Here is a 23,993-nt window from a genome sequence, read left to right on the forward strand (position 1 = left end):
TCGTGCCGGGTCGGTTTCATTAGAGAGCGCACCGGGGTTTTCCGGTCTGCGAAATCCGCCGGAATCAATGATTCCAGACGGAAGAAGCGCTCTCAGGACAAACGGCCGCCACCGCTTCGGATACGTATTCGATGGCTGCCGACGGAATTGAGAAGGAACGTGGTGTGAGTGAAGAGCGCAGCGGCGCGAACATCCTGGTCGAAAGCCTGGTCCGACAGGGGGTCGAATTCGTATTCGGCTATCCCGGCGGTGCCGTGCTCCCGATCTATGACGCCCTGTTCGGCGACGAGCGCCTGCGCCACATCCTCGTGCGCCATGAAGCCGGAGCGGGCCATGCCGCCGAAGGCTATGCGCGTTCCACCGGCAAGCCCGGCGTCGTGCTCGTTACGTCCGGCCCAGGTGCGACCAACGTCATTACCGCCATCGCCGACGCGTTCCTCGACTCGATTCCGCTCGTCGTCATCACCGGGCAGGTTCCGACCGCACTGATCGGCTCGGACGGGTTCCAGGAAGCTGATACCGTCGGCATCTCGCGCCACTGCACCAAGCACAACTACCTCGTGAAGGACCCGGCCGAGCTGGCTGCGGTCATCGACGAGGCGTTCCAGATCGCCACCACCGGCCGCCCCGGCCCGGTTCTGATCGACATCCCCAAGGACGTCCAGATCGCATCCGCCGCGTGGACCGACGGCCCGACCCAGCGCCGCCAGCGTTACGCGCCGCGCACACAGGGCACGAGCCAGGAGATCGCGCAGGCCGTCGAGATGATCGCGGCTGCCAAGGCTCCGGTGTTCTATACCGGCGGCGGCGTCATCAACGCAGGGCCCCGCGCCACGCAGTTGCTGCGCGAGCTTCAGGCCAAGACCGGCGCACCGGTCACCTCGACCCTGATGGGTCTGGGCGCCTTCCCGGCCGACCACGCCGACTGGCTGGGCATGCTGGGCATGCACGGCACGTACGAGGCCAACCTGGCGATGAACCAAGCCGACCTGATCGTCTGCGTCGGTGCCCGCTTCGATGACCGCGTGACCGGGCGCCTCGACGCCTTCGCGCCCAATTCGAAGAAGATCCACATCGACATCGACCGTTCCTCGATCAACAAGATCGTGCGCGTCGAACTGCCGATCGTGGGCGACTGCGCTGTCGTTCTGGAACAGATGCTCGCCGAGTGGGGCAGCCGCAAGGGCCAGGATCTGACCGAATGGAAGGCCCGCGTCGACACCTGGCGCGAGAAGAAGAGCCTCTCCTTCCCGCTCAACGACGATGCGATCATGCCGCAGCTGGCGATCCAGCGTCTGTTCGAACTGTCGAAGGACAAGGACCCGATCATCTCGACCGAGGTCGGCCAGCATCAGATGTGGGCCGCGCAGCACTTCCCGTTCTTCAGCCCGAACAAGTGGCTGACGTCGGGCGGTCTGGGCACCATGGGTTATGGTCTGCCTGCCGCCATAGGCGCGCAGTGCGGCAACCCGGATAGCCTCGTCATCGACATCGCCGGCGACGCCTCGATCCAGATGAACATCCAGGAACTGGGCACTGCCACGCAGTACCGCCTCCCGGTCAAGGTCTTCATCCTCAACAACGAGTGGATGGGCATGGTCCGTCAGTGGCAGGAACTGACCTATGAGAGCCGCTTCTCGAACTCGTACTCGGACAGCCTGCCGGACTTCGTGAAGCTGGCTGAGGCTTACGGCTGGAAGGGCATTCGCATCGAGAACGAAAGCGAACTCGACGCGGGTATCCAGGCGATGATCGACCATCCGGGTCCGGTGATCGTCGACTGCCTGGTCCACAAGGAATCGAACTGCTTCCCGATGATCCCCTCGGGCGCATCGCATGTCGACATGATCCTTTACGGCGACAACGTCGCCGGGACCATGGACGACGAAGCCAAGGCGCTGGTCTGAGAGGCACGAAGACAATGATGCACATCCATCAAGAGGCCGAGGAACGCCACGTCCTGACCGTCACGGTCGACAACGAGGCGGGCATTCTCGCCAAGATCGCCGGGCTGTTCACCGCGCGCGGCTACAACATCGACAGCCTGACCGTGGCTGACATCACCGACAATCACGAGGTGAGCCGGATCACGATCGTGACGCATGGTCCGCCCAGCCAGATCGACCAGATCCACGCCCAGCTCGAGCGACTGGTCCCGGTGCACAAGGTCGTCGACCTTACCGAACTGGGGCCGCACGTCGCGCGTGAACTGGCGCTGGTGAAGGTGGCCGGCGTCGGCGACAAGCGTGTCGAGGCGCTGCGCATCGCGGAAGTGTTCCGCGCCCGCCCGGTCGACACCACGACCGAGAGCTTCATTTTCGAGATGACCGGCGCACCGGACAAGATCGACAGCTTCGTGGCGCTGATGCGCGACCTCGGCCTTGTCGAAGTTGGTCGCACCGGGATCGTTGCAATGGCGCGGGGCCCCGAAGAAGCCTGAGTTTTTAAGTTTGCCCTCCCACGGATCGCCGGGCGGGGCATGATCGACAGCGGTCCCGGATGACCTCCGAGACGACCAGAAGGAAGACCGATGAAAGTCTATTACGACGCCGACAGCGACATCAACCTGATCACCGACAAGAAGATTGTCGTGCTCGGTTACGGCAGCCAGGGCCACGCCCATGCTCAGAACCTGCGCGATTCGGGTGTCAAGGAAGTCGCCATCGCGCTCCGCGAAGGCTCTGCCACTGCCAAGAAGGCTGAGGGCGCAGGCTTCAAGGTCATGTCGAACAAGGACGCGGCTGCCTGGGCCGACATCATCATGATCCTTGCTCCCGATGAGCATCAGGCTGCCATCTACGCCGAAGACCTGCACGCCAACATGAAGCCCGGCGCCGCGCTTGCCTTCGCCCACGGCCTCAACGTGCACTTCGGCCTGATCGAGCCGCGCACCGACATCGACGTGATCATGATCGCGCCCAAGGGTCCGGGCCACACCGTCCGCAGCGAATACCAGCGTGGCGGCGGCGTGCCCTGCCTCGTCGCGATCCACCAGGACGTGACCGGCAATGCGCATGACGTCGCCCTTGCCTACGCTTCGGGCGTCGGTGGCGGCCGTTCGGGCATCATCGAGACCAACTTCCGTGAGGAATGCGAAACCGACCTGTTCGGCGAGCAGGCCGTGCTCTGCGGCGGCGCCACCGCGCTGGTTCAGGCTGGCTTCGAGACGCTGGTGGAAGCCGGTTACGCTCCCGAGATGGCCTACTTCGAGTGCCTCCACGAGCTGAAGCTGATCGTCGACCTGATGTATGAAGGCGGCATTGCCAACATGCGTTACTCGATCTCGAACACCGCCGAATACGGCGATATCAAGACCGGTCCGCGCATCATCACCGAAGAGACCAAGAAGGAAATGAAGCGCGTTCTGGAGGACATCCAGTCGGGCCGTTTCGTCAAGGACTTCGTCATGGACAACCGCGCCGGCCAGCCCGAACTGAAGGCATCGCGCAAGGCTGCCCTGCGTCACCCGATCGAGGAAACCGGCGCCAAGCTGCGCGCCATGATGCCCTGGATCGCGGCGAACGCTCTGGTCGACAAGGCCAAGAACTGATCCAGTTCTGACAGTGTGGGCGGGCGCCGTCGCGGCGTTCGCCCACATTCCACTTTTTGCACACCCTATGCGCCAGCTACCTGCGAGTACGGGTTGGCGCGTGGAAGTCGGGCGGCTTGCCCGAGACCCAGCGCACGAAGCGCCCCACTTCCTCCACCGCCAGCAGCGCCTCAGCATTCGGCGCCATCTTCGCCAGTTGCGCGTTGGTGAGGCTGGCATGGATCGCCCGGTGACAGATCGGGTGAAGCGGCACCGTCTCGCGCCCTCCCCGGCTTTTCGGCACCGGATGATGCCATTCGGTCCGCCGTCCCAATGGCCGGGCGCATAGCCAGCATGCATCACCTTCCCCGCTCATCGGCCTCTCTATCCTGCAATCGTGCGCCATTAGTAAGTTATCAAAGTTTCAACCTTAATCATCACCGCATTCGCAGTGTTTCACGCCCGCGATCATACCGGGCGGCTGAAGGGTTGAAAGTTTCATGACGGCATTCGGTCGGCGTAATTCGGTAGGCGGCATGGGCCAGAGCGCCCGGCCTGCATTCGGCGTGGCAAAACCGCTCAAGGGCGGCGGCGACAAGCCTGCGGCTTCCGGTACCAACGGCGCAGCGCCGATGCCCGGCGGAGACCAGTTCCCCCCCATGCCCGGCAACGACGGCGCCCCCACCACGGCAGCCGCGATGCGCGAGGACGCAATGTCGCGCCTGGCGGACCGCGCCAATGCCGTCCACGAACAGGGCGAGCAGAACGGTTTCGAAGCCTCGATCCACAAGATCAAGGAACAGGTGCTGCCGCGCCTGCTCGAGCGCGTCGACCCCGAAGCCGCAGCCACCCTGACCAAGGACGAGCTGTCCGAGGAATTCCGCCCCATCATCATCGAGGTGCTGGCAGAGCTGAAGATCACCTTCAATCGCCGCGAGCAGTTCGCGCTGGAAAAGGTGCTGATCGACGAGCTGCTCGGCTTCGGCCCGCTGGAGGAACTCCTCAACGACCCCGATATCTCGGACATCATGGTCAACGGCCCGAACCAGACCTACATCGAAAAGAAGGGCAAGCTCCAACTCGCCCCCACCAAGTTCCGCGACGAACAGCATCTGTTCCAGATCGCCCAGCGCATCGTCAACCAGGTCGGCCGCCGCGTCGACCAGACCACGCCGCTGGCCGACGCCCGCCTCAAGGATGGCAGCCGCGTCAACGTCATCGTCCCGCCGCTGAGCCTTCGCGGCACCGCGATCTCGATTCGTAAGTTTTCCGAAAAGCCGATCACCATCGACATGCTCAAGGACTTCGGTTCGATGAGCGAGAAGATGGCCACCGCGCTGAAAATCGCCGGCGCCTGCCGGATGAACGTGGTCATCTCGGGCGGTACGGGGTCGGGCAAGACGACCATGCTCAACGCCCTGTCGAAGATGATCGATCCGGGCGAGCGCGTGCTGACGATCGAGGACGCCGCCGAACTTCGCCTGCAGCAGCCGCACTGGCTGCCGCTGGAAACCCGCCCGCCCAACCTCGAAGGCCAGGGCGCGATCACCATCGGCGACCTTGTGAAGAACGCCCTCCGTATGCGTCCCGACCGGATCATCCTGGGCGAAATCCGCGGCGCCGAGTGCTTCGACTTGCTGGCAGCCATGAACACTGGCCACGACGGCTCGATGTGCACGCTCCACGCCAACTCCCCGCGCGAATGTCTGGGCCGTATGGAAAACATGATCCTGATGGGCGACATCAAGATCCCCAAGGAAGCCATCAGCCGCCAGATCGCCGAATCGGTCGACCTCATCGTCCAGGTAAAGCGCCTGCGCGACGGTTCGCGCCGCACCACCAACATCACCGAAGTGATCGGCATGGAAGGCGATGTCATCGTCACCCAGGAACTGTTCAAGTTCGAATACCTGGACGAGACCGACGACGGCAAGATCATCGGCGAATTCCGCCCCTCGGGCCTGCGCCCCTACACGCTGGAGAAGGCCCGCCAGTTCGGCTTCGACCAGGCGTTTCTGGAAGCCTGCCTCTGAATATCCTGCGGACTGCCATCTCCCCGGATCGGGGAGGAGGTTGAAACAAAAACGGGGTCGAAACTCCATCACCTTCGCCCGCCGCCGCCCCTGCCCCGTGCCGATCGGCAGAGATGCGCCAACTGGGCAAGAAGCGCGCGATTGTCGGCTTTATGCTCGGTCGCGACGTGCCTGCCGCCGTACATCCGCACTTTCAGCACGCCCTGAAATGCGCGCTGCACGCGCTCGTCCACTGTGACCTTCCGTTTTGCGCCGCCGCGCTTGCCGGTGATCGCATCCCAGGCGGCCGCAAAACTGCCCGCTCCGAGTCGGCGCCGCAGCCTATAGGCGGTCTCGCGCGCCATGCCCACCTTGCGCGCCGCCGCCTCCACCGAGCCGCTCTCGGCCAGTGCGCCGAGGAACGCCGCCTGCCGCGCCGGGGTCCACCCATCGGCGCGCACGCGCAGCGCAACGGGCGCGAAAGCGGGAACCCGAACATGGCGGGCACGGCGAGGTGCGTGGGCAGCTGTCTTCATCCACCAGCTTAAACGCGATCTTTCCGATGTAGGAAAGCGAACGGCAAAACGCCGCCCCGGATCATGTCCGGGGCGGCGCCGCGCATGTTCAGACCATCACAGCAGGCGGATGCCCGCTGCCCGCCGGATTAGTTCGCCTGCTTCTCGAAAGCGGCGGTGATGGCGATCGTGGTGTCGTCGCTCACCATCGGCGCGTACTTGCTGACGCCGAACTCGGTGCGCTTGATGACGCCGGTGGCGTTGAAGCCCAGCGTGTAGGCCTTGTTCATCGGGTTCACCGCAGCGGCCTTGAAGGTGGCCTTGAGGGTGACGGGCTTGGTCACGCCGTGCAGCGTCAGGTTGCCGGTGATGTCGGCAGTGCTCTTGCCGGTCTTCACGACCTTGGTCGAAACGAAGCGCATCGTCGGGAACTTGGCTGCGTCGAACCACTCGTCGCCAACCAGTTCCTCGTCGAGCACCTTGTTGGTGGTCGAGACGGTCGCCACTGGCACCGAGACGTCGAGCTTGGCCGAAGCGACGTTCTTGGGATCGACCGACAGGGTGCCGCTAGCGCCCGGCAGCGTGCCGAAGAAGTCGCTGATGCCGAAGTGGACGACGCTGAAGCGCACCAGCGTGTGATTGCTGTCGAGCGCATAGTTCCCCGCCTGGACTGTGGCGGCATTCTGGTTGGCCTGCTGCGCCACGATCGGCGCGGCCACGACGAGAGAGGCGGCCACGAAGGCCGATGCGAAGATACGCTTCATTGAATTCTCCGGGGGTGTGAGTGACTTGCCGCCTGTTCCCACTTAGCCCGCAATCTGCCCAGCCGGATAAATTCGACCGGCTTGTTCAACTTTCTTGAACATCGCCTTGTTCAAGAAAGTTGAACCCCTCCGACGAGCGATTTCAGCCGTTCTCTAGCCCCCCAGCACCTTGCGCGCCGACAGCCCGAGCAGCAGAACCGCTGCGAGCAGCGACCAGAAGAAGATGGGCGTCCAGGGCATGAAGCCCACGCGGTCGATGTCCTTACGGTGATGGCGCCGACGGTCCCCCAGCCATGCCACGGCCGCCAGCACCGCCGACAGGCTTCCGAAAATCGTCATGATCTTGGTCGAATCGTCCATCCGCCGCCCTTGCCTCCAAGCGAGGGCAAGTTAAAGCCCCGGGAGTGACTTCCTCCTCCCGCCAAGAAAGCGCTGCGCCGCCTGCCCGCGCCGACCGTCCGATGTTCGCCATCGCACTGCGCCTGGCGGCGATGGCGATGCTCTCGACGATGTTCATGCTGGCCAAGCTCGCTGGGGAAGCGGGTGTCGCGGTGCCCGAACTGATATTCTGGCGACAGGCGATGAGCCTTCCGCTGATTGCCGGCGTACTGCTGGCAACCGGACGGATCCACCTCCTGCGCACCAACCGCATGGCCAGCCATGCCAAGCGCGCCACCACCGGAACCGTGGGCCTGTGCTGCAATCTGAGCGCTGCCACCCTGCTGCCGCTGCCGGTCGCGACTACGCTGGGCTTCACCACGCCGCTTTTCGCCGTCCTGATCACTGCGCTGGTCCTGCGCGAGATGGTGGGCAAGTGGCGCTGGACCGCCGTCGTGCTGGGCTTCGTCGGTGTCCTCGTGATCTCCCGTCCCGGCGATGCGCCGGTCCCCGCGCTGGGCCTGGCAGCCGGGCTGGGCGCCGGGGTGATCGTCGCCATAGTCAGCTTCCAGATCCGCGATCTTGCCCGCACCGAAGCGCCGATCGCCTGCGTGTTCTGGTTCGCCTTCTATGGCTCGCTGTTCACTGCCATCCTGCTGCCTTTTTATGCCCAGCCCCACGGGGCCCGCGAATGGCTGCTGCTGGGTGCGATTGGCCTGAGCGGCGCGCTCGCCCAGTTCCTCATCACCGCCGCGCTGCGCTTCGGGCAGGTCGCTACGGTGGTGGTCATGGATTATACCGCACTGATCTGGTCCACACTCTACGGCTGGGTCATCTGGGATCACCTGCCCGCCGCGACGATGTGGCTGGGCGCGCCGCTCATAGTCGTGGCCGGCCTGATAATCACCTCGCGCGAGCATTTCCTGTCGCGGCGTATCTCGCCCACGTCCGCGCTGGACGAGGCCGCCACCGAAGAAGCGCAGCCAGAGAAAATGCCTGTGGGAACCTGACCCACACCCATGTGTTTTTCCGAGGCGCGGACCGGGCCTTCCTGGACCGCACCGCAAAAAGGAATATGGACATGGTCAAGAAGCTTGTTCTCGCGCTCGTCGCTGGCGGTATCGTTTTCTCCGCCGCTGCCTGCAACACAGTCAAGGGCGCAGGCCGTGACGTTTCGTCGGTCGGCCAGGCTGGCGAAGACGCGATCAACAAATAAGCCGGCAACGGCTTGCAGGCGGGTCAGGATATTCGGCGCCACCGAGTTTCCCGGCCCGCCGGCAGAAATCTTGAAGGGCGCTTCCCTGCGTCGTGCGGATCGGATAATCGGGCGAAACTTTACGGAACGCTCGATAGATGATCAAAAGACTGCTGATTGCCCTCACGGCCGGGGGCATTTTATTTTCGGCTTCTGCCTGCAACACCGTCAAGGGCGTGGGCCGCGATATTGAGTCTGTCGGCAAGGCCGGCGAGCGCGCCATCAACTGAACTCAAAGCGATGAAATAAAAGGTCGTCAGGCGTCGAAGACGTGATTGGCGACCATTTCGCGCGCCCGCATCCAAAGAACCAGACGGCTGAACACCACCATGCCGAGCGCGAACCCAAGCATCGCGTCCGTGATCAGCAGGGCATGGGCCGAAGGATGGCCCTCGCCTATCGTCATGCTGGTCGGCAGCAGAACCCGCCGCGCTACGAAAACACCGATGATGAGCATCAGGGCCAGCGGCGACTGACGCACCATGACCCGCGCCTCGCTGCCTTCACCCTCGACATGCAGGCGCATCAGCCTTGAGCGCTGCGCACCGATCGCGCCGCCGATCGCCAGGCCCGCCGCAAGGGCAAGCCAACCCAGACCGGCGGGCGGTAAAGCGGCGAGTGCAAAGCACACCGCCGCCATAACGATCAGCGGCATGAGCCACAGCAGGGGGAGACGCAGCGGCCGCGCCTTCTGCAGGTTGCGCAGTCGCCAGGCCATGATCCCGGCGATGATGAACAACGGCAGATAGGCCGAAAGCCCGCTCCCCCCGCCTGACATAGCTTAGCTCCCGCCGATTTCGCTGAGCGAGGGCGTGCCGGGAATGCCCGGCTCACCCTTCCACACCAGCACGGGCTTGCGCGCGGCCAGCGTTTCATCAAGTCGTCTGCGCGGCGCGAAGTGCGGCGCGGAGTGCAGGCTCTGGTCGCCGGCCTTGGCGCGCTGGGCCAGGCTGCGCAGCGAGCCGATGAAGCGGTCGAGGCCAGCCTTGCTCTCGGTCTCGGTCGGCTCGACCAGCATGGCGCCCTTGACCACCAGCGGGAAGTAGACCGTCATCGGGTGGAAGCCCTCGTCGATCAGCCCCTTGGCGATATCCAGCGTGGAGAACCCTTCGGCCAGCCCAGCGTCGCTGAATAGCGCTTCGTGCATGCAGGGGCCGCTGTCCGCGAAGGGGGCGGGCAACAGGTCCTCGCAAGAACGCAGCACGTAGTTGGCGTTGAGCACCGCGTCCTCGGCAACCTGGCGCAGGCCGTCGGCGCCGTGGCTGAGGATGTAGGTCAGCGCGCGGGTGAACATGCCCATCTGGCCGTGGAAGGCGACCATGCGGCCGAACGCCTGTGCGTGGCCCTCGCTCGCATTCTCCTCCTCGACGAGGTGGATCGCGCCATCAGCCCCACGCGTCACGAAAGGCAGCGGCGCGAACGGCGCCAGCGCTTCGGACAGGACCACCGGACCCGCACCGGGACCGCCGCCGCCGTGGGGGGTGGAGAAGGTCTTGTGCAGGTTAATGTGCATGGCATCGACGCCCAGGTCGCCGGGGCGCACCTTGCCGACAATCGCGTTGAAGTTCGCGCCGTCGCAATAGACGTAGCCGCCGGCTGCGTGAACCGCGTCGCCGATTTCCTTCATCTCCGGCTCGAACAGCCCGCAGGTGTTGGGGTTGGTGATCATTACCCCCGCCACGTTCGGACCCAGCTTCGCCTTGAGCGCAGCCACGTCGACCCGGCCTTCCGGCGTCGCGGGGATCGATTCCACCTTGAAGCCGGCGAAAGCCGCCGTCGCCGGGTTGGTGCCATGGGCGCTTTCGGGCACCAGCACGACATCGCGCTTCTCACCGCGCGCGTCGAGCGCGGCGCGGATGCACAGCAGACCGCACAGTTCGCCATGCGCGCCCGCCTTGGGCGACATCGCCACCGACGCCATGCCGGTCAGCGTGATAAGCCAGTCGGCCAGCTGCTCGATCACTTCGAGCGCGCCTTCGATGGTCTTCTGCGGCTGCATCGGGTGCACGTCGGCGAAGCCCGGCAGGCGCGCCATCTTCTCGTTCAGGCGCGGATTGTGCTTCATCGTGCACGAACCCAGCGGGAACGGCCCGAGGTCGATCGCATAGTTCTGGCGCGACAGGCGCGTGTAGTGGCGCACCGTCTCCGGCTCGGTCAGGCCCGGAAGACCCGGCGCCGCCTTGCGCAGGAACTTGTTCAGCCCTGCCACCGGCGCACGGTCCGCCGGATCGAGATCGACGCCGCACTTGTCGGCCGAGCCGAGTTCGAAGCTCAGGGCTTCTTCGAGCATAAGCCCGTAATCGCCGCTAAACGTTGTGAATTTTGCGTCTCCGGCTTCACCCATAGAGGGGCGCCATCCGCCTGCGTTGATGTCGCTCATGCCGAAGCTCCTTCCAGCACTGCTTCCAGTTCGAGAGCGAATGCCTCGATATCCTCGTCCGTGGTCGTCTCGGTCGCCGCGACCAGCAGGCCGTTGCGCAGCCCTTCCCCTTGCGGGAACAGGCGGCCCAGCGAAACGCCGCCCAGCACCTTGCGCTCGGCCAGTTCACGCACGACCTCACGAGCATCGCGCGGCAGGATCAGCGTGGCCTCGTTGAAGTAGGCGTCGTTCATCAGCGAGACGCCGGGAATGCGGGTCAGTCGCTCGAACGTTGCCTGTGCGCGGGCGTGATTGGTGCCGGCCAGACGGGCCAGCCCCTCACCGCCCAGCAAGGTCAGGTGAATACTGAAGGCCAGTGCGCAAAGTCCTGAATTGGTGCAGATATTGCTCGTCGCCTTCTCGCGGCGGATATGCTGCTCGCGGGTCGAGAGGGTGAGCACGAAACCGCGCTTGCCCTCGACGTCGACAGTCTCGCCGCACAGGCGCCCCGGCATCTGGCGCACGAACTTCTCGCGGCAGCCGAACAGGCCGAGGTAAGGGCCGCCGAACTGCAGCCCCACACCGATCGACTGGCCCTCGCCCACAACGATATCAGCGCCCAGAACGCCCGGCGCCTCGATCAGGCCCAGCGCGACCGGCTCGGTGACGACCGCCACCAGCAGCGCGCCCTTGGCGTGGGCGGCTTCAGCGATGGCGGCAAGATCAGGGATGCGGCCCATGACGTCGGGGTACTGGACCACGACGCAGGAGGTCTTGTCGTCGATCGCGGCGATCACGGCGGCGTCATCGGCTTCCGCGACCATTTTCGGGGGAAGGCTGACGATGTCGTCCTGAGTGAACTTCGCCATCGTGCGCACCACTTCGCCGTAGTGCGGGTGCAGACCGCCCGACAGCACGCTGCGGCCCTTGCGGGTAACGCGCGCAGCCATCAGAATCGCTTCCCAGCACGCAGTCGAGCCGTCGTACATCGAGGCATTGGCGATATCTGTGCCAAACAGGCGCGCAACCTGGGTCTGGAACTCGAACAGCACCTGCAGCGTGCCCTGCGCAATTTCCGGCTGGTAGGGCGTGTAGGCGGTGAGGAACTCGCCGCGCTGGATCAGGTGATCGACCGAGGCCGGGACGTGATGGCGGTAGGCGCCCGCGCCCAGGAAGAACGGCGCGGAACCGGCGCTCACGTTCTTGGCGGCCAGCGCGCTCATGTGGCGCTCGACGGCCATTTCGCTGGCGTGGGCGGGCAGGCCTTCGATCGGGCCGGCGAGGCGGGCGGCTTCGGGCACGTCGATGAACAGGTCGTCGACCGTGTCGGCGCCGATCTTCGCCAGCATGGCGATGCGGTCGGCGGGAGTCAGGGGAAGGTAGCGCATCAGGGGCGGGTTCCTGAGTGAAAGTCTTCAAAATTCCTCCCCGATCTTGCTCGGGGAAGTGGCAGCGCGAAGCGCTGACGGAGGGGGATTGTGCGCCCCCCTCCACCACCCGCTTGCCGCGGGCGGCCCCCTCCCCGAGCAAGCTCGGGGAGGAACTGGGGGTCAGAGGCTTTCGACGTAGCTCTTGTAGGCGGCCTCATCCATCAGCCCGCCCAGTTCGGCGGCGTCGGAAAGGGTCACGCGGAACAGCCATCCACCGGTATCGGCTTCGGTGTTCACCAGTTCCGGCGTATCGGCGAGAGCGCCGTTCACTTCGGTGACCGTGCCCGAAACAGGCGTGTAGACGTCCGATGCGGCCTTGACGGAATCGACCACCGAAACGGAATCGCCCTTGCCGACGGTGCTGCCCTCGGCGGGGAGTTCAACGAAAGTGATGTCGCCAAGCTGGCCCTGGGCATAGTCGGTAATGCCGACAGTGCCGAGGTCGCCTTCGACTTCGATCCACTCGTGGTCTTCGGAGAAATAGCGGGTCATGGAAAGCTCCTCAGCGGTGATAGCGATGGGGGACGAAGGGCATCGCGGCGACTTTCGCGTCGAGCCGCTTACCGCGCATTTCGATAGTGAGGGCGGTGCCCTCTGCGACCAGTGCCGCATCGACGTAGGCCATGGCGATCGGATGCTGTAGTGAAGGTGAGAAACCACCCGAAGTCACGATACCAACCTCCTGATCATTATTGAAAACCTTGGCGCCTTCACGTGCTGCCATGCGGCCTTCGAGAGTCAGACCGATCCGGCGGCGCGCGGTGCCATCGGCAAAATCGCGGATCACGCGGTCAGAGCCGGGAAAGCCGCCTTCGGTGCGACGGCGCTTGTTGATGGCGAACTTCAGATCCGCGTCGACAGCGCTGGTTTCCGGCGAAAGATCGTGGCCGTAGAGCGGCAGACCTGCCTCAAGACGTAGCGAGTCCCGCGCGCCAAGGCCAATTGGCTTGACCTCAGGTTCGCCGCAAAGAAGCTGCGCGACTGCTTCGACGTCATCGGCCGGGATCGAGATTTCGAAGCCGTCCTCGCCAGTGTAACCAGAACGGCTGATCCAGGCATCGACGCCGCCCAGCGTGAACTGGCCGCCCTTCATGAAGGTAAGTGCGGAGAGCGGATATTCGCCGCTCGCATGGCGTTCCAGTGCGGCAAAGGCCTTGGGGCCCTGCAACGCCAGCAACGCGCGGTCGTCGAGGTGGTTCAAGGTCACATCGTCGGGCAGCAGTTCGCGCAGGGTGCCGATGTCGTCCCACTTGGTGGCGCCATTGACGACAACATAGAGCCCGCCGGGCCAGCGCGCGACCATGAGGTCGTCGAGAATGCCGCCCTCGTCGTCCAGCAGCAGCGAGTAGCGCACCGTACCGAGCTTGAGTGTCGACAGGTCGATCGGCAGCGCCGTTTCGAGCGCGGCTTCCACGCCCTCGCCGGAAACGAGCAACTGGCCCATGTGGCTGACGTCGAACAGGCCGGCGTTCTCGCGCGTCCACAGGTGCTCGGCCATGATGCCCTCATATTGGACGGGCATCATGTAGCCGGCGAATTCGACCATGCGGCCGCCCTGCGTCTGGTGCCAGGCATCGAGAGGCAGGGTCAGCGGGGCGAGATCCTCCGCTTCGTCTTCATCGGGGGTAACAGGGTATTCGCTCAAGACATGACTCCGCGACTAGCATGGCACACCATTTCCGGTGCCCCCTCTGTCACGGAAACCTGAGAGCTTCCCCGGCGTCATCCCTTATGGGACGGGCCGGGTTACACCGTCGGCGGCCACGACCCTAAGGGCACGGGGCACTTTCCAGAGTGTCGCTGTAGACGCCGCGCGGTCCTTTTGCCTGAGAGATTCCGGGGCGGTTGCTCCTTCGGCGCCTTGTCCCATTTGCCATACGGCGAATCGGCAAGGTCTCTCCCGCGCGTGTCAGCGAGTTGACCAAGCCTTGGTGGAGCGCCCTGCGCAAGTCAACGCCCGCCTTGTGCAAGTGCGAGCTAATCCACGGGGTTGGGTGTTGGGGCTTCAACAGGCGCAGCTTGAACTTGTGGAAGTGTGCGCCCCTACCCCCGCGCCCGGGCAAGCCGCTGCAAGGCATCATGCTCCTGCACGAAGCGTCCCTGCGCCGTTTCGCGGGTAAGGCCGATGATGGCACGGGCTACGTCTCGCGCCCGGATCGAACGGAAGCGGCGCCACTGCCCGTATAGTACGAGGTAATCTGCTGCCGGGGCCAGTACTTGCCCTGCCCGTTCCAGCCCTCGGCGTTCTTCGCGCTGCCCGCGCAGCAGGCCGGGGCGGAGCATGTCCAGGCGCCGGAAGCCGAGCTTGTCCAGGGCTGACTCCATCTCGCCCTTGACGCTGAGGTAGAAGTTCTTCGCCCCCCGCTCGGCGCCGACCGACGAGACGACGATCATATGCTCGATCCCCGCCTCGCGCGCAGCCTCGGCGGCAAAGCGCACAAGGTCGTAGTCGATGGCGCGGAACTGCTCCTTGCTGCCCGCGACCTTGATCGTAGTGCCCAGCGCGCAGACAAGCACGTTGGCGCGGGCAGCCTTGATGAGCTGCGGCCAGTCGATCGGCTCGCCCACCAGCATTTCCATACGCGCGCCCGGCGGCAGCACCGCCTCGCGCCGACCGACGCCGATCACGCGCACATCCTCGCGCCCGACGGCCTCGGCCATCAGCGCAGACCCTATCAGCCCGGTCGCTCCGACCAGGCATATCCTGACAGCCCCCTGTTCCATCGTCAGCGCCTAGACATTGCTCAGGCCCTCAGGCGTGCGGCCGTAGATGTCAGCGTGACGGGCTATGGCGAAGCGGTCGGTCATGCCGGCGATATAGTCAGCGATGTGGCGGCTGCGGTCCGGCTCGAAGCGCGGCATGTTGTCGATCCAGCTTTCCTCCATCAGCACCGGCTCCTGCGAGTAGGCGGCATAGAGTTCGGCCAGCAGCGCGCGGGCGCGCCGCGCGGTTTCGAGCTGCTCGGGGTGGTAGTAGAGCTTGTCGTACATGAAGCGCTTGAAGGTGCGCTCGGCCTCGGCCATTTCCGGCGAGAAGGCGACCAGCGTGCGGCCCGCATGGCGCACTTCATCGACGCTGCCCACGCCGACGAGGTTGGCCTGGGTCTGCGCGACGAGGTCGTTGACCATGACGCCGATCTGGCTGCGGATCAGTTCGGCCAGTTGCCGGTCGAGCGGGGCATCGGGATAGCGGCGCTCCACCTCGCTCCAGCGCGAGGCGATGAAGGGCTGGGCCAGCAATTCGTCGAGATCGAGGAAACCGGCGCGCAGGCCGTCGTCGATATCGTGGTTGTCATAAGCGATGTCGTCGGACAGCGCCGCCACCTGTGCTTCCAGCGAGGCGTGGGTGGTGAGGTCAAAGTGATAGGCCGCGTCGAGTTCCTGAAGCGCCCATGTGGGCTCGGCCACGGGACCGTTGTGCTTGGCCAGCCCCTCCAGCGTCTCCCACGTCAGGTTGAGGCCGTCGTGCTCGCAATAAGGACTGTCGAGCCGCATCAGCGTGCGCAGGGTGTGAGCGTTGTGGTCGAAGCCGCCCGCCTTATGGAGCGCGGCGTCGAGCGCATCCTCTCCGGCGTGGCCGAACGGCGGGTGGCCGATGTCGTGGGCCAGTGCGAGGGCTTCGGTCAGATCCTCGTCCAAGGCGAGAATACGGGCGATGACGCGGGCGATCTGCGCCACTTCCAGGCTGTGCGTCAGGCGCACTCGGTAGTGATCGCCGTCCGGCGCGACGAAGACCTGGGTTTTGTAACGCAGGCGGCGGAACGCGATCGAGTGGATAATGCGGTCACGGTCGCGCTGGTAGGGGCTGCGGGCGCCTCGGGCGAGGCCGTTCTCGGTCGAGAATTCACGCCCGCGCGAACGGGCGGGATCGGAAGCGTAGGGAGCTAGTGTCAAGCGCGCGATCTCCGCGTGGGTGCGACGAGTTGCCTTGCCCTAGCGGGCAAATCCGGTTGTGCACAAGAGCGCGGAGGAGCCTGTCACCTTGGCTATGCGCAGATCATCCATCCGCCGCACCGCTTTCACCAGCCCGTGAACAGAGCGATGCTCCCCTTGCAACGCCTCAAGTTTGCGCAGTTGCAGGAGCGAGAGGCGCTGCACCAGACGGCGGCCCATGCAGGCAGCGGCCTCGTCGCTCATGCCCGCTTCAGCGAAAGCGGTGCGCAGGCGCTGCTCGGCATACCAGTGCGTACCGTACCAGAGCGCGGCGGCCAGGACGGCGAGCGCCGCGATGATCTTGATGAGGCGGGTCATGGCAACGCCATAGGTCCCACGGCCAGTCCGTGTCGAGCGGAGTGGCGCAGGAAACTCAATCCGCCAATGCCTTGTTGATATCCTCGACCATCTTCTTGGCATCGGCGAGCAGCATCATCGTCTGGTCCATGTAGAACACGTCGTTGTCGACGCCGGCATAGCCCTGCCCGCCCATCGAGCGCTTGATGAAGAAGATCGTCTTGGCCTTGTCCACGTCGAACACCGGCATGCCGTAAATGGGGGAGGACTTGTCGGTCTTGGCGGCCGGGTTCACGACGTCGTTGGCGCCGATGATGAACGCGACGTCGGCCTGCGCGAACTCGCCGTTGATATCCTCCAGTTCGAAGACCTCGTCGTAAGGGACGTTGGCTTCGGCCAGAAGGACGTTCATGTGGCCGGGCATGCGGCCCGCGACCGGGTGGATCGCGTATTTCACGCTGACGCCGTGAGCCTTGAGCTGGTCGCCCATCTCGCGAAGGACGTGCTGGGCCTGCGCCACCGCCATGCCGTAGCCGGGGATGATGATGACGCTTTCGGCCTCCTTCATGAGGAAGGCCGCATCCTCCGCCGAACCGCGCTTCCACGGGCGCTGCTCACGCGCTTCGCCGCTGCCCGCGCTGCTTTCCGCGCCGAATCCGCCCGCGATCACGGAAAGGAAGCTGCGGTTCATCGCCTTGCACATGATGTACGAAAGGATCGCGCCGGAGGAGCCGACCAGCGCTCCGGTGATGATCATCGCGGTGTTGTGCAGCGTGAAACCCATCGCCGCGGCCGCCCAGCCAGAGTAGCTGTTGAGCATGGAGACGACGACCGGCATGTCGGCGCCCCCGATGGGAATGATGAGCAGAAATCCGATCGCGAAGGCCAGCCCGACCAGGACCCAGAACAGCGGATTTTCCCCCGGCCCGGCCGCTCCCGAATGGGCGAACAGCGTAGTCAGCACGAGGATCGCCGCGAGCGTGGCGAGGTTGATGACGTGCCGCCCGGGCAGCAGGATCGGCGAGCCGGACATGTTACCATTCAGCTTGGCGAAGGCGATCACCGACCCGGAGAAGGTAATCGCGCCTATGGCCGCGCCCAGTGCCATCTCGACACGGCTGACAGGCGGGATGCTCCCGCCCGCGCCGAGAATCCCGAAAGCCTCCGGGTTGAGGAAGGCGGCGATCGCTACCAGCACCGCCGCCAGCCCGACCAGCGAGTGGAACGCGGCGACTAGCTGCGGCATCGCGGTCATCTGGATGCGCCGGGCGATGACGAAGCCGATCCCCCCGCCAATCGCGATGGCAACGAGGATTTCGGGGAGGCTGGCGATCTCATGCGTCACCAGCGTGGTGACTACCGCGATGCCCATCCCGATCATGCCATAGCGGTTGCCCTTCCGGCTCGTCGCCGGTGAGGACAGCCCGCGCAGGGCGAGGATGAAACAAACGCCGGCGACAAGATAGAGGACGGCGACCCAGGGGTTTACGGCATGGGCCTCCATCAGTGCTTGCCTCTCTTCGCCGACGATTTGTCCTTCTTCTTGTACATTGCAAGCATGCGCTCGGTGACGGCAAAGCCGCCGAAGATATTGACGCTGGCCAGCACCACCGCGCCAAGGCCCAGCCACTTGGCCACAGGGCTGCCCGAAGCCGCACTCGCCACCAGCGCCCCGACCACGATGACCGAGGAAATTGCGTTGGTCACAGCCATCAGCGGCGTATGCAGCGCTGGCGTGACGGACCAGACGACGTAATAGCCCACGAAGCAAGCCATCACGAAGATCGAGAGGATCGAGACGAAGTCCATTATTTCCTGCCCTCCCCGGTACGCGCAATGGGGCCGCCCACAGGGCGCTGCAGGAGATCCCCCCGCCCCGCCTCAAGCAAAGCGGCGGCACCCCTCTGATCCGCCAGAACGCGTGAAGCCGAGATCCTCAAATCCCAGAACCCGTTTTCCGAAATGAAGCGATCACGTTCGATGTCTCGTGCAGGACGATCGCCAATGCCATGCACGAAGCCGTTCATTTCGATGACGAAATTTGCGGTCAGACAAGAGAACTCGGCGATGTAGGGGCCGATGGGATGCCGTCGGCGAAACTTGCATCCGCGGCGCTGGCTCAGTTCGCGCGAGCGGGATACTGGCGGGCGCGGTGTAAAACGGGAATCCCCTCCACCGCCCTTCGGGCGTCCCCTCTCCCCGTGCCAGGGAGCATAGGGGAACTTGGCATTCACCCCAGTAGTCTCGCATTCACCACCTGGCCGCCTCGGGTCAGCCGCACCGCATCGCCGATTTCCTCGTCCAGAACCGGGCCGCCGTGCTCCTTATCCCAAAATGCCGAGACGAAGTTGAACAGGTTGCGGGAATAAAGCGCCGAAGTGTCCGCCGGTAAGTGCGCAGGGGTGTTGGAGTAGGCGATAATCTTCACCCCGTGCCGCTCGACGACCTGATCCGCCGCGCTGCCTTCGACGTTACCGCCCTGCGCGGCGGCAAGGTCGAAGATCACGCTGCCCGGCTTCATCGACGCGATCTGTACGTCGGTGACGAGGCGCGGCGCGGTGCGGCCGGGGATCAGCGCGGTGGTGATGACGATATCTTGTTTGGCGATATGATCGGAGACCAGCTGCGCCTGCGCGCGCTGGTATTCCTCGCTCATTTCGGTGGCATAGCCACCCGAGCCTTCGCCTTCAATACCCGCCACGTTCTCCACAAAGATCGGCTTGGCGCCCAGCGACTGGATTTGCTCTTTCGTGGCCGAACGCACGTCTGTAGCGGAAACCTGCGCGCCGAGACGCCGGGCGGTGGCGATGGCCTGAAGCCCGGCAACACCCACGCCCATGACGAAGCATTTGGCCGCACTCACCGTACCTGCCGCCGTCATCATCATCGGAAATGCCCGGCCATAGGCGTCGGCAGCGGCCAGCACTGCCTTGTAGCCGGAAAGGTTAGACTGGCTGGAAAGCACGTCCATCGACTGTGCGCGGGTGATGCGCGGCATGAACTCCATCGCCAGCGCTTCCAGACCTGCGGCAGCATAAGCGTCGATCCGGGCGCGCTGGCCGAAAGGGTCGAGAATCGCGATGACCCATGCACCGGGCCTCACGCCGGAAAGCAAATCCGGCTCAGGCCCCTGGACAGCGAAGACGATATCCGCCCCCGCTACAACGGCCTGCGCCGAACCGACTTCGGCACCGGCGGCGCGGTAATCCTCGTCGGAGATGCTGGCGGCCATGCCGGCCCCGTTCTCCACCGCAACCACCGCGCCCAGCGCGGTCAGCTTCCTGACCGTCTCGGGGCTGGCCGAAACGCGTGTTTCTCCCGAAGCGCGCTCCTTGAGGACCGCGATCCGTTGCCCCTGCGGTGCAGGCAATTCAGCGGGTCCGGGTCAGGATGAAATCAGAGCGACGACGCCCGCCACTACCACGACGCAGAAGATCGTGCTCCAGGTGGTGGCCTTGATAAAGCCATTATACGTTTCGGTGGCAGCCTTGATGTCGTTACCCGAAGCCATAAAGTTCATCCCCTGTCTATTTGACTTTGCTCACTCCGCTCTAGCCGGACCGGGACGCCCGCTCAAGCAAAGAAGGCTAATCCTGAATGAAGGATCAGGTCCGCTTGCCCCAAGCTCACGCTTAATTCGCTATTTACCGATTTGCTATAACTCTGCTTGCTCAATCCGGTAAGGCGAAGCAAAGCAGCGACAATGGCGGAACTCGATCAACGCCTCCTCATGCTCATCGATGATGAACCGGCGCAAAGCCGGCTCATCTCCGCGCTTGCATCGCGCGAAGGCTGGCGCACGCTTATCGTGCGCGATGCCGAGACAGCGATCGCGACGCTGGGCACGCGGCAGGGCATGCAGCTTTCGGCAATCGTATTGGACCAGTGGGTGCCCGGAGACGACGCCTGCGCGCTGATCGCCGAACTCAAGTCCCGCCGCCCGGCCCTGCCGATCCTGATGCTGACCGCCAGCACTTCCCCCCTGCTCGCGGTCGAAGCAATGCGGGCGGGCGCCACCGACTATCTCGTCAAGCCGGTCGCGCCGGACCGTCTGATGCACGCCCTGCGTGCTGCCACGACTCGCGAAGCCCCGCGCGACGAACTCGCGCCGCTGACCGAAAAGATGACCGCCAACCCCGATTTCGAATCGATGATCGGGGCGTCGCCCAATTTCCGCAAGGCGCTCGCTGTCGCCGCGAAGGCAGCCCGTGGGCACTCTCCCGTGCTGATCGAAGGGGAGAGTGGTTCGGGCAAGGAAATGCTGATCCGGGCGATGCATGCAGCGTCCCCGCGCACACGCTTGCCGCTGCGTATCGTCAATGTCGGCGGGATGCCGGCCAATTCGATCGAGTCGGTTCTGTTCGGCCACGAGAAGGGCGCCTTCCCCGGTGCTTTCGACCGCCAGATCGGCGCCCTGCAGCACTGCGATGGCGCAACCCTCGCCCTCGACGAAATCGACAGCCTGCCGCTTTCTGTCCAGGAGCGCCTGCTCGAAGCCGTCCGCAAGGGCGATTGCCGCCCGATCGGCGCGCGTCATTCGTTCCGTGTCGACGTGCGCATTATCGCCGCCAGCAACCTGCCGCTCGCCGACATGGTGAGCCAGGGCCACTTCATGCCCGAGCTTCTGGAAGCGCTGTCGGCCACCAAGGTCCACCTCCCGGCGCTGCGTGAGCGGTCCGGCGACCTGCCCGCCCTCACACGCTATTTCCTCGCCCGCATCGGCGAGCAGCCGGGCCTGCGCGAACTGGGCGTGACCGACGGCGCACTCTCGCTGCTGGCCGCTTACGACTGGCCGGGCAATGTGCGCCAGCTTCAGGCCGTGCTGTTCCGAGCGGCGGTGTTCTGCGATGGCGATGCCCTGACGGCGGAAGATTTTCCACAGCTTCTCAACATCATTGGCACAGGTTCATCCACAGTCGCGGGCAACCCGATGCAGGAGAGTTCCGGGGTCATGCTCTACACGCCCGACGGCCACCTTCGACCGCTCGAAGAAATCGAGGCGGACGTCATCCGTCTCGCCATCGGCCTCTACCGTGGCCGCATGACCGAAGTGGCGCGCCGCCTCGGGATCGGCCGCTCGACGCTCTATCGCAAGCTGAGCGAACTGGGCATCGACAACGCCGCCTGAGCCATGCCAGTCTCTTTCGCAAAGGGAGAGACGGGCATGGACACTACCGCGCGGCTGGCGGCCACCGAAGCTATCAGGCAATTGAAAGCGCGGTATTTTCGCGGCGTCGACGATGGCAATTCCGATCTTGTGCGCTCGATCCTGGCGGAGGATTGCGTGCTAGACTATCGCGGTTGCTGCACCGATCCGGTGACCGGGATCGACCACATGCCGGCGATGAACATGGTCCTCGAAGGGCGGAACAACTGGCCCCAGACCAAGAGCCCGGTTGGCCCGCGCATCGTCACGGTCCATCAGGGCAACGACCCCGATATCACCATCGAAAGCGAAAGCGCCGCAAGCGGCATCTGGTCTTTCACCGATCGCTTCTTCATGCCGCCGGGCTCCCCGTTCGCCAGGCTGACCGGCTGGGGGCGCTACCACGAAACATACGTGAACCGCGGTGACGGATGGAAGCTGCAGACCACCCGCATCGAGCGCCTGCGCGTTGAGAAAGAATGATTACTGTAGCGACTGAATTCACCGGCCGCCGCGCTCTGGTGACCGGCGCGCCGCCGGTATGCGGCAGTTATCCGCTCTGAATGTGCGAAGGCCGGGCTGCGCGCCTGCACAACCCGGCCTTCAAACCGAAACTTACGAGGGGTTCAAATACCCTCGATGTATACGCTCGGGACGCGGTAGCCCTTCTTGGCCATGGCCTTGACGTAAGTGCCGCGCTCGGTGCGCAGTTCAGAGCCATATTCCTCCCAGGCATCGCGCTGGTCCTCGATGTCGCTGGCGCGGCGCAGGTCGCTTGCAAGCTCCTTCTGGGTCTCGTTCACATTGGCGCGATAGTTGAACCAGTGCTTGGCCTGGATGCCGCCGATGGGCGACTGAATGATGCGGTCTTCCTCGGCGCGGGCGACGCGCTCCTCATACATCGCTGGCACGACGGCCATGGCGACAGTGGGAACGGCGGTGGCGGCCAGAACGGCGGCGGCGATGATCTTGGTCTGCTTCACGGGTGAATCCCCTTTTCGCTTTCCAGTGCCGGGGCGGGATTGCCTCGGCGGTCGAAGGGGAAACGGGCGCAACGGAAAATGGCCGCAGCGCGGGGGACGAACCGAGCCTCAGACGGGACGTGGCGGCGTTATGACGTCTGGGTCACACAGCTTCCCCACCGTCATTCATCCGGCGGAAATCCGGGGTTCATCCCGCGTCCAGATTTGTATCAGGAGGGAAGCTGGGAAAAGTCCGTCAGCGCGGCATCGCGCAGGCCGCGCCATACCCGAACGGCCTGTACGGTTTCGGGCACGTCATGAACGCGCAGAATGTGTGCGCCGGCTTCCATCGCCTTTAAAGCCAGCGCGATTGACCCTCCAAGCCGCTGGTGCGCGGGTGCCTCATTGGAAAGCGCGCCGATCATGCGCTTACGGCTAACGCCGACCAGAAGCGGGTGCCCGAGGGCGTGGAACATCGGCAGCGCGTTGAATAGAGTCAGGTTCTGCGCCAGCGTCAGGCCGAAACCGAAGCCGGGGTCGAGAATGATCCGGTCGGCCGTGATACCTGCCGCAATGGCCGCATCCCGGCTCGCCTCCAGCCAGTCGAACACGCCCAGCGCAATGTCGTCATAATTCGCGGCCGAATGCAGGTCGTCGGCCTTGCCCGGCGCATGCATCAGCACCACCGGCGCTTTGCTGGCGGCGGCAAGGTTTAGACTGCGCGGGTCGTGGCGCAGTGCTGAGACATCGTTGATGATATGTGCGCCCGCCGCAAGTCCGGCCTCCATCACTGCGGGCCGCCGCGTATCGAGGCTGATCGCCGCGCCCATCGCGGAGAGCTTCTCTACCATCGGCACCACGCGCCTGACCTCGTCGCCTTCCCAGACGGCAGCGGCGCCGGGGCGCGTGGACTCGCCCCCCACGTCGATGATCGCGGCACCCGCCGCCAGCATGGCCGAAGCATGGGCGGAGGCTTCCGCCTCATCGTCGAGGAACTGGCCGCCGTCAGAGAAACTGTCCGGCGTCATGTTGAGGATGCCCATGACCTGCGGCTGGTCTAGCCGGATCGTGCGGACGCCGCCGCCTTTCAATTCCAGATGAATAGGAGCGTGAACCTTGCGTAAGCTGGCCCACTGCGCTTCCGCCGCCGCGCCAAGATCGGCAGGCAAGGCGTCAAGCGCCGAATTCATCCGTGATGCAGACACCCGGTCGCGTGACAGGATACGCCCGCCCTCACGCACGATCAAAGCAAAGCGGCTGGCCCAGACCATCGCCCCGCCCAGACGCACCGCCTCGCCCTCCTCGCTCTGCGGACTGTCGGCAAGGGCGATCGGGCGAATATAGAGCTTGCGGGTCATGGCGCGGCCTTAGCGCCTCTCGCGGTCATACTAAACTGGTTTTGGCAGGGAGTTC

At 64.8% G+C, this 23,993-nt stretch carries 28 protein-coding genes and 2 riboswitches; of the genes, 9 read left to right on the plus strand and 19 right to left on the minus strand.

The window, feature by feature from the left end:
- Positions 1–164 precede the first annotated feature (164 nt).
- The 3 genes from ilvB to ilvC all read left to right on the plus strand — a co-directional run bounded on the left by ilvB (position 165) and on the right by ilvC (position 3,550).
- A complete protein-coding gene (ilvB, locus tag GVL61_RS05800) occupies positions 165–1,907 on the plus strand; it encodes a biosynthetic-type acetolactate synthase large subunit (RefSeq protein ID WP_159977950.1) in 1,743 nt (580 codons plus the stop codon).
- Between the two features lie 14 nt (positions 1,908–1,921).
- Entirely contained in the window at positions 1,922–2,440 is a 519-nt protein-coding gene (ilvN, locus tag GVL61_RS05805; protein ID WP_043972923.1) for an acetolactate synthase small subunit, read from the plus strand.
- A 90-nt stretch (positions 2,441–2,530) separates the two neighbouring features.
- Positions 2,531–3,550, plus strand: a complete 1,020-nt coding sequence (ilvC, locus tag GVL61_RS05810) for a ketol-acid reductoisomerase (RefSeq protein WP_059150279.1) — start codon at positions 2,531–2,533, stop codon at positions 3,548–3,550.
- Positions 3,551–3,626: 76 nt separating this feature from the next.
- Here ilvC and GVL61_RS05815 read toward each other — a convergent pair whose 3' ends face one another.
- Positions 3,627–3,905 carry an HNH endonuclease gene (locus tag GVL61_RS05815; RefSeq protein WP_159977952.1) on the minus strand — a complete coding sequence of 93 codons (279 nt, stop codon included), beginning with the start codon at positions 3,903–3,905 and terminating at the stop codon, positions 3,627–3,629.
- Positions 3,906–4,029: 124 nt separating this feature from the next.
- Here GVL61_RS05815 and GVL61_RS05820 point away from each other — a divergent pair, with 124 nt between their 5' ends.
- Positions 4,030–5,562 carry a CpaF family protein gene (locus tag GVL61_RS05820; protein ID WP_159977954.1) on the plus strand — a complete coding sequence of 511 codons (1,533 nt, stop codon included), beginning with the start codon at positions 4,030–4,032 and terminating at the stop codon, positions 5,560–5,562.
- Positions 5,563–5,630: 68 nt separating this feature from the next.
- On the opposite strand, the gene GVL61_RS05825 is transcribed toward GVL61_RS05820, so the two are convergent.
- The 3 genes from GVL61_RS05825 to GVL61_RS05835 form a co-directional block, all read right to left on the minus strand.
- A complete protein-coding gene (locus GVL61_RS05825; protein WP_159977956.1) occupies positions 5,631–6,077 on the minus strand; it encodes a hypothetical protein in 447 nt (148 codons plus the stop codon).
- Between the two features lie 128 nt (positions 6,078–6,205).
- Positions 6,206–6,820, minus strand: coding sequence for a YceI family protein (locus tag GVL61_RS05830; RefSeq protein WP_200844890.1), 615 nt, complete (start codon positions 6,818–6,820; stop codon positions 6,206–6,208).
- A 153-nt stretch (positions 6,821–6,973) separates the two neighbouring features.
- Entirely contained in the window at positions 6,974–7,180 is a 207-nt protein-coding gene (locus GVL61_RS05835; protein ID WP_159977958.1) for a hypothetical protein, read from the minus strand.
- A gap of 44 nt (positions 7,181–7,224) precedes the next feature.
- Here GVL61_RS05835 and GVL61_RS05840 point away from each other — a divergent pair, with 44 nt between their 5' ends.
- The 3 genes from GVL61_RS05840 (at position 7,225) to GVL61_RS05850 (ending at position 8,683) form a co-directional block, all read left to right on the plus strand.
- Positions 7,225–8,208 (plus strand): DMT family transporter, encoded by a 984-nt coding sequence (locus tag GVL61_RS05840; protein ID WP_235037543.1) that lies wholly within the window; start codon positions 7,225–7,227, stop codon positions 8,206–8,208.
- A gap of 71 nt (positions 8,209–8,279) precedes the next feature.
- Positions 8,280–8,414: an entericidin A/B family lipoprotein gene (locus tag GVL61_RS05845; RefSeq protein ID WP_159977960.1), complete on the plus strand. Its 135-nt coding sequence runs from the start codon at positions 8,280–8,282 to the stop codon at positions 8,412–8,414.
- 137 nt (positions 8,415–8,551) lie between these two features.
- Positions 8,552–8,683, plus strand: coding sequence for an entericidin A/B family lipoprotein (locus GVL61_RS05850; protein ID WP_159977962.1), 132 nt, complete (start codon positions 8,552–8,554; stop codon positions 8,681–8,683).
- Between the two features lie 26 nt (positions 8,684–8,709).
- On the opposite strand, the gene GVL61_RS05855 is transcribed toward GVL61_RS05850, so the two are convergent.
- From GVL61_RS05855 to GVL61_RS05915, 13 genes are all read right to left on the minus strand, one after another.
- Entirely contained in the window at positions 8,710–9,231 is a 522-nt protein-coding gene (locus GVL61_RS05855) for a CcdC protein domain-containing protein (protein WP_159977964.1), read from the minus strand.
- Between the two features lie 3 nt (positions 9,232–9,234).
- Complete coding sequence (gene gcvPB / locus GVL61_RS05860) at positions 9,235–10,833, minus strand: aminomethyl-transferring glycine dehydrogenase subunit GcvPB (RefSeq protein WP_159977966.1); 1,599 nt, start codon at positions 10,831–10,833, stop codon at positions 9,235–9,237.
- Positions 10,830–12,200 carry an aminomethyl-transferring glycine dehydrogenase subunit GcvPA gene (gcvPA, locus tag GVL61_RS05865; RefSeq protein WP_159977968.1) on the minus strand — a complete coding sequence of 457 codons (1,371 nt, stop codon included), beginning with the start codon at positions 12,198–12,200 and terminating at the stop codon, positions 10,830–10,832. Before gcvPA ends, gcvPB begins: the two co-directional genes overlap by 4 nt.
- 162 nt (positions 12,201–12,362) lie before the next feature.
- Positions 12,363–12,734, minus strand: coding sequence for a glycine cleavage system protein GcvH (gene gcvH, locus GVL61_RS05870; protein WP_159977970.1), 372 nt, complete (start codon positions 12,732–12,734; stop codon positions 12,363–12,365).
- A 10-nt stretch (positions 12,735–12,744) separates the two neighbouring features.
- On the minus strand, positions 12,745–13,887 hold the full coding sequence (gene gcvT / locus GVL61_RS05875; protein WP_159977972.1) for a glycine cleavage system aminomethyltransferase GcvT: 1,143 nt from the start codon (positions 13,885–13,887) through the stop codon (positions 12,745–12,747).
- A 36-nt stretch (positions 13,888–13,923) separates the two neighbouring features.
- Positions 13,924–14,045, minus strand: a riboswitch (glycine riboswitch).
- Position 14,046: 1 nt separating this feature from the next.
- Positions 14,047–14,155, minus strand: a riboswitch (glycine riboswitch).
- A gap of 130 nt (positions 14,156–14,285) precedes the next feature.
- Complete coding sequence (locus tag GVL61_RS05880; RefSeq protein WP_159977974.1) at positions 14,286–14,966, minus strand: NAD(P)H-binding protein; 681 nt, start codon at positions 14,964–14,966, stop codon at positions 14,286–14,288.
- Between the two features lie 9 nt (positions 14,967–14,975).
- Positions 14,976–16,136, minus strand: a complete 1,161-nt coding sequence (locus GVL61_RS05885) for a deoxyguanosinetriphosphate triphosphohydrolase (RefSeq protein WP_159977976.1) — start codon at positions 16,134–16,136, stop codon at positions 14,976–14,978.
- Between the two features lie 39 nt (positions 16,137–16,175).
- Complete coding sequence (locus GVL61_RS05890; protein ID WP_159977978.1) at positions 16,176–16,493, minus strand: hypothetical protein; 318 nt, start codon at positions 16,491–16,493, stop codon at positions 16,176–16,178.
- 55 nt (positions 16,494–16,548) lie between these two features.
- Positions 16,549–17,976, minus strand: a complete 1,428-nt coding sequence (locus GVL61_RS05895) for an NAD(P)(+) transhydrogenase (Re/Si-specific) subunit beta (RefSeq protein ID WP_159977980.1) — start codon at positions 17,974–17,976, stop codon at positions 16,549–16,551.
- The gene (locus tag GVL61_RS05900; protein ID WP_159977982.1) at positions 17,976–18,281 is read right to left on the minus strand and encodes an NAD(P) transhydrogenase subunit alpha; all 306 of its coding nucleotides are present in this window, start codon (positions 18,279–18,281) and stop codon (positions 17,976–17,978) included. The genes GVL61_RS05895 and GVL61_RS05900 overlap by 1 nt, the downstream gene beginning before the upstream one ends.
- A complete protein-coding gene (locus GVL61_RS25380) occupies positions 18,281–18,706 on the minus strand; it encodes a DUF559 domain-containing protein (protein ID WP_159977984.1) in 426 nt (141 codons plus the stop codon). Before GVL61_RS25380 ends, GVL61_RS05900 begins: the two co-directional genes overlap by 1 nt.
- Positions 18,703–19,842: an NAD(P) transhydrogenase subunit alpha gene (locus tag GVL61_RS05910; protein ID WP_159977986.1), complete on the minus strand. Its 1,140-nt coding sequence runs from the start codon at positions 19,840–19,842 to the stop codon at positions 18,703–18,705. Before GVL61_RS05910 ends, GVL61_RS25380 begins: the two co-directional genes overlap by 4 nt.
- Before the next feature lie 15 nt (positions 19,843–19,857).
- Positions 19,858–19,983, minus strand: coding sequence for an aa3-type cytochrome c oxidase subunit IV (locus GVL61_RS05915; RefSeq protein WP_159977988.1), 126 nt, complete (start codon positions 19,981–19,983; stop codon positions 19,858–19,860).
- Positions 19,984–20,175: 192 nt separating this feature from the next.
- Between GVL61_RS05915 and GVL61_RS05920 the strand changes: the two genes are divergently transcribed.
- On the plus strand, positions 20,176–21,600 hold the full coding sequence (locus GVL61_RS05920; RefSeq protein ID WP_159977990.1) for a sigma-54 dependent transcriptional regulator: 1,425 nt from the start codon (positions 20,176–20,178) through the stop codon (positions 21,598–21,600).
- Between the two features lie 36 nt (positions 21,601–21,636).
- A complete protein-coding gene (locus GVL61_RS05925) occupies positions 21,637–22,101 on the plus strand; it encodes a nuclear transport factor 2 family protein (protein WP_159977992.1) in 465 nt (154 codons plus the stop codon).
- A 143-nt stretch (positions 22,102–22,244) separates the two neighbouring features.
- Here GVL61_RS05925 and GVL61_RS05930 read toward each other — a convergent pair whose 3' ends face one another.
- Together GVL61_RS05930 and folP are read right to left on the minus strand one after the other, a co-directional pair.
- Complete coding sequence (locus GVL61_RS05930; RefSeq protein ID WP_159977994.1) at positions 22,245–22,601, minus strand: hypothetical protein; 357 nt, start codon at positions 22,599–22,601, stop codon at positions 22,245–22,247.
- Positions 22,602–22,810: 209 nt separating this feature from the next.
- Positions 22,811–23,938 (minus strand): dihydropteroate synthase, encoded by a 1,128-nt coding sequence (gene folP, locus GVL61_RS05935; RefSeq protein ID WP_159977996.1) that lies wholly within the window; start codon positions 23,936–23,938, stop codon positions 22,811–22,813.
- Positions 23,939–23,993: the final 55 nt, after the last annotated feature.

The organism is Novosphingobium sp. 18050, from assembly GCF_902706195.1.
In the GTDB taxonomy this organism is placed as follows: Bacteria; Pseudomonadota; Alphaproteobacteria; order Sphingomonadales; family Sphingomonadaceae; genus Novosphingobium.

Excerpts from the sequence above, each read along its gene's own strand:
- GVL61_RS05915 (WP_159977988.1), bottom strand. The coding sequence starts at position 19,983 with ATGGCTTCGGGTAACGACATCAAGGCTGCCACCGAAACGTATAATGGC.
- GVL61_RS05835 (WP_159977958.1), bottom strand. The coding sequence starts at position 7,180 with ATGGACGATTCGACCAAGATCATGACGATTTTCGGAAGCCTGTCGGCG.
- GVL61_RS05895 (WP_159977980.1), bottom strand. The coding sequence starts at position 17,976 with ATGGAGGCCCATGCCGTAAACCCCTGGGTCGCCGTCCTCTATCTTGTC.
- ilvN (WP_043972923.1), top strand. The coding sequence starts at position 1,922 with ATGATGCACATCCATCAAGAGGCCGAGGAACGCCACGTCCTGACCGTC.
- GVL61_RS05925 (WP_159977992.1), top strand. The coding sequence starts at position 21,637 with ATGGACACTACCGCGCGGCTGGCGGCCACCGAAGCTATCAGGCAATTG.
- gcvPB (WP_159977966.1), bottom strand. The coding sequence starts at position 10,833 with ATGAGCGACATCAACGCAGGCGGATGGCGCCCCTCTATGGGTGAAGCC.
- GVL61_RS05855 (WP_159977964.1), bottom strand. The coding sequence starts at position 9,231 with ATGTCAGGCGGGGGGAGCGGGCTTTCGGCCTATCTGCCGTTGTTCATC.
- GVL61_RS05890 (WP_159977978.1), bottom strand. The coding sequence starts at position 16,493 with ATGACCCGCCTCATCAAGATCATCGCGGCGCTCGCCGTCCTGGCCGCC.
- GVL61_RS05880 (WP_159977974.1), bottom strand. The coding sequence starts at position 14,966 with ATGGAACAGGGGGCTGTCAGGATATGCCTGGTCGGAGCGACCGGGCTG.
- GVL61_RS05830 (WP_200844890.1), bottom strand. The coding sequence starts at position 6,820 with ATGAAGCGTATCTTCGCATCGGCCTTCGTGGCCGCCTCTCTCGTCGTG.
- GVL61_RS05850 (WP_159977962.1), top strand. The coding sequence starts at position 8,552 with ATGATCAAAAGACTGCTGATTGCCCTCACGGCCGGGGGCATTTTATTT.
- GVL61_RS05815 (WP_159977952.1), bottom strand. The coding sequence starts at position 3,905 with ATGAGCGGGGAAGGTGATGCATGCTGGCTATGCGCCCGGCCATTGGGA.
- GVL61_RS05900 (WP_159977982.1), bottom strand. The coding sequence starts at position 18,281 with ATGGACTTCGTCTCGATCCTCTCGATCTTCGTGATGGCTTGCTTCGTG.
- gcvPA (WP_159977968.1), bottom strand. The coding sequence starts at position 12,200 with ATGCGCTACCTTCCCCTGACTCCCGCCGACCGCATCGCCATGCTGGCG.
- ilvC (WP_059150279.1), top strand. The coding sequence starts at position 2,531 with ATGAAAGTCTATTACGACGCCGACAGCGACATCAACCTGATCACCGAC.
- gcvH (WP_159977970.1), bottom strand. The coding sequence starts at position 12,734 with ATGACCCGCTATTTCTCCGAAGACCACGAGTGGATCGAAGTCGAAGGC.
- GVL61_RS05820 (WP_159977954.1), top strand. The coding sequence starts at position 4,030 with ATGACGGCATTCGGTCGGCGTAATTCGGTAGGCGGCATGGGCCAGAGC.
- folP (WP_159977996.1), bottom strand. The coding sequence starts at position 23,938 with ATGACCCGCAAGCTCTATATTCGCCCGATCGCCCTTGCCGACAGTCCG.
- GVL61_RS05825 (WP_159977956.1), bottom strand. The coding sequence starts at position 6,077 with ATGAAGACAGCTGCCCACGCACCTCGCCGTGCCCGCCATGTTCGGGTT.
- GVL61_RS05845 (WP_159977960.1), top strand. The coding sequence starts at position 8,280 with ATGGTCAAGAAGCTTGTTCTCGCGCTCGTCGCTGGCGGTATCGTTTTC.
- GVL61_RS05920 (WP_159977990.1), top strand. The coding sequence starts at position 20,176 with ATGGCGGAACTCGATCAACGCCTCCTCATGCTCATCGATGATGAACCG.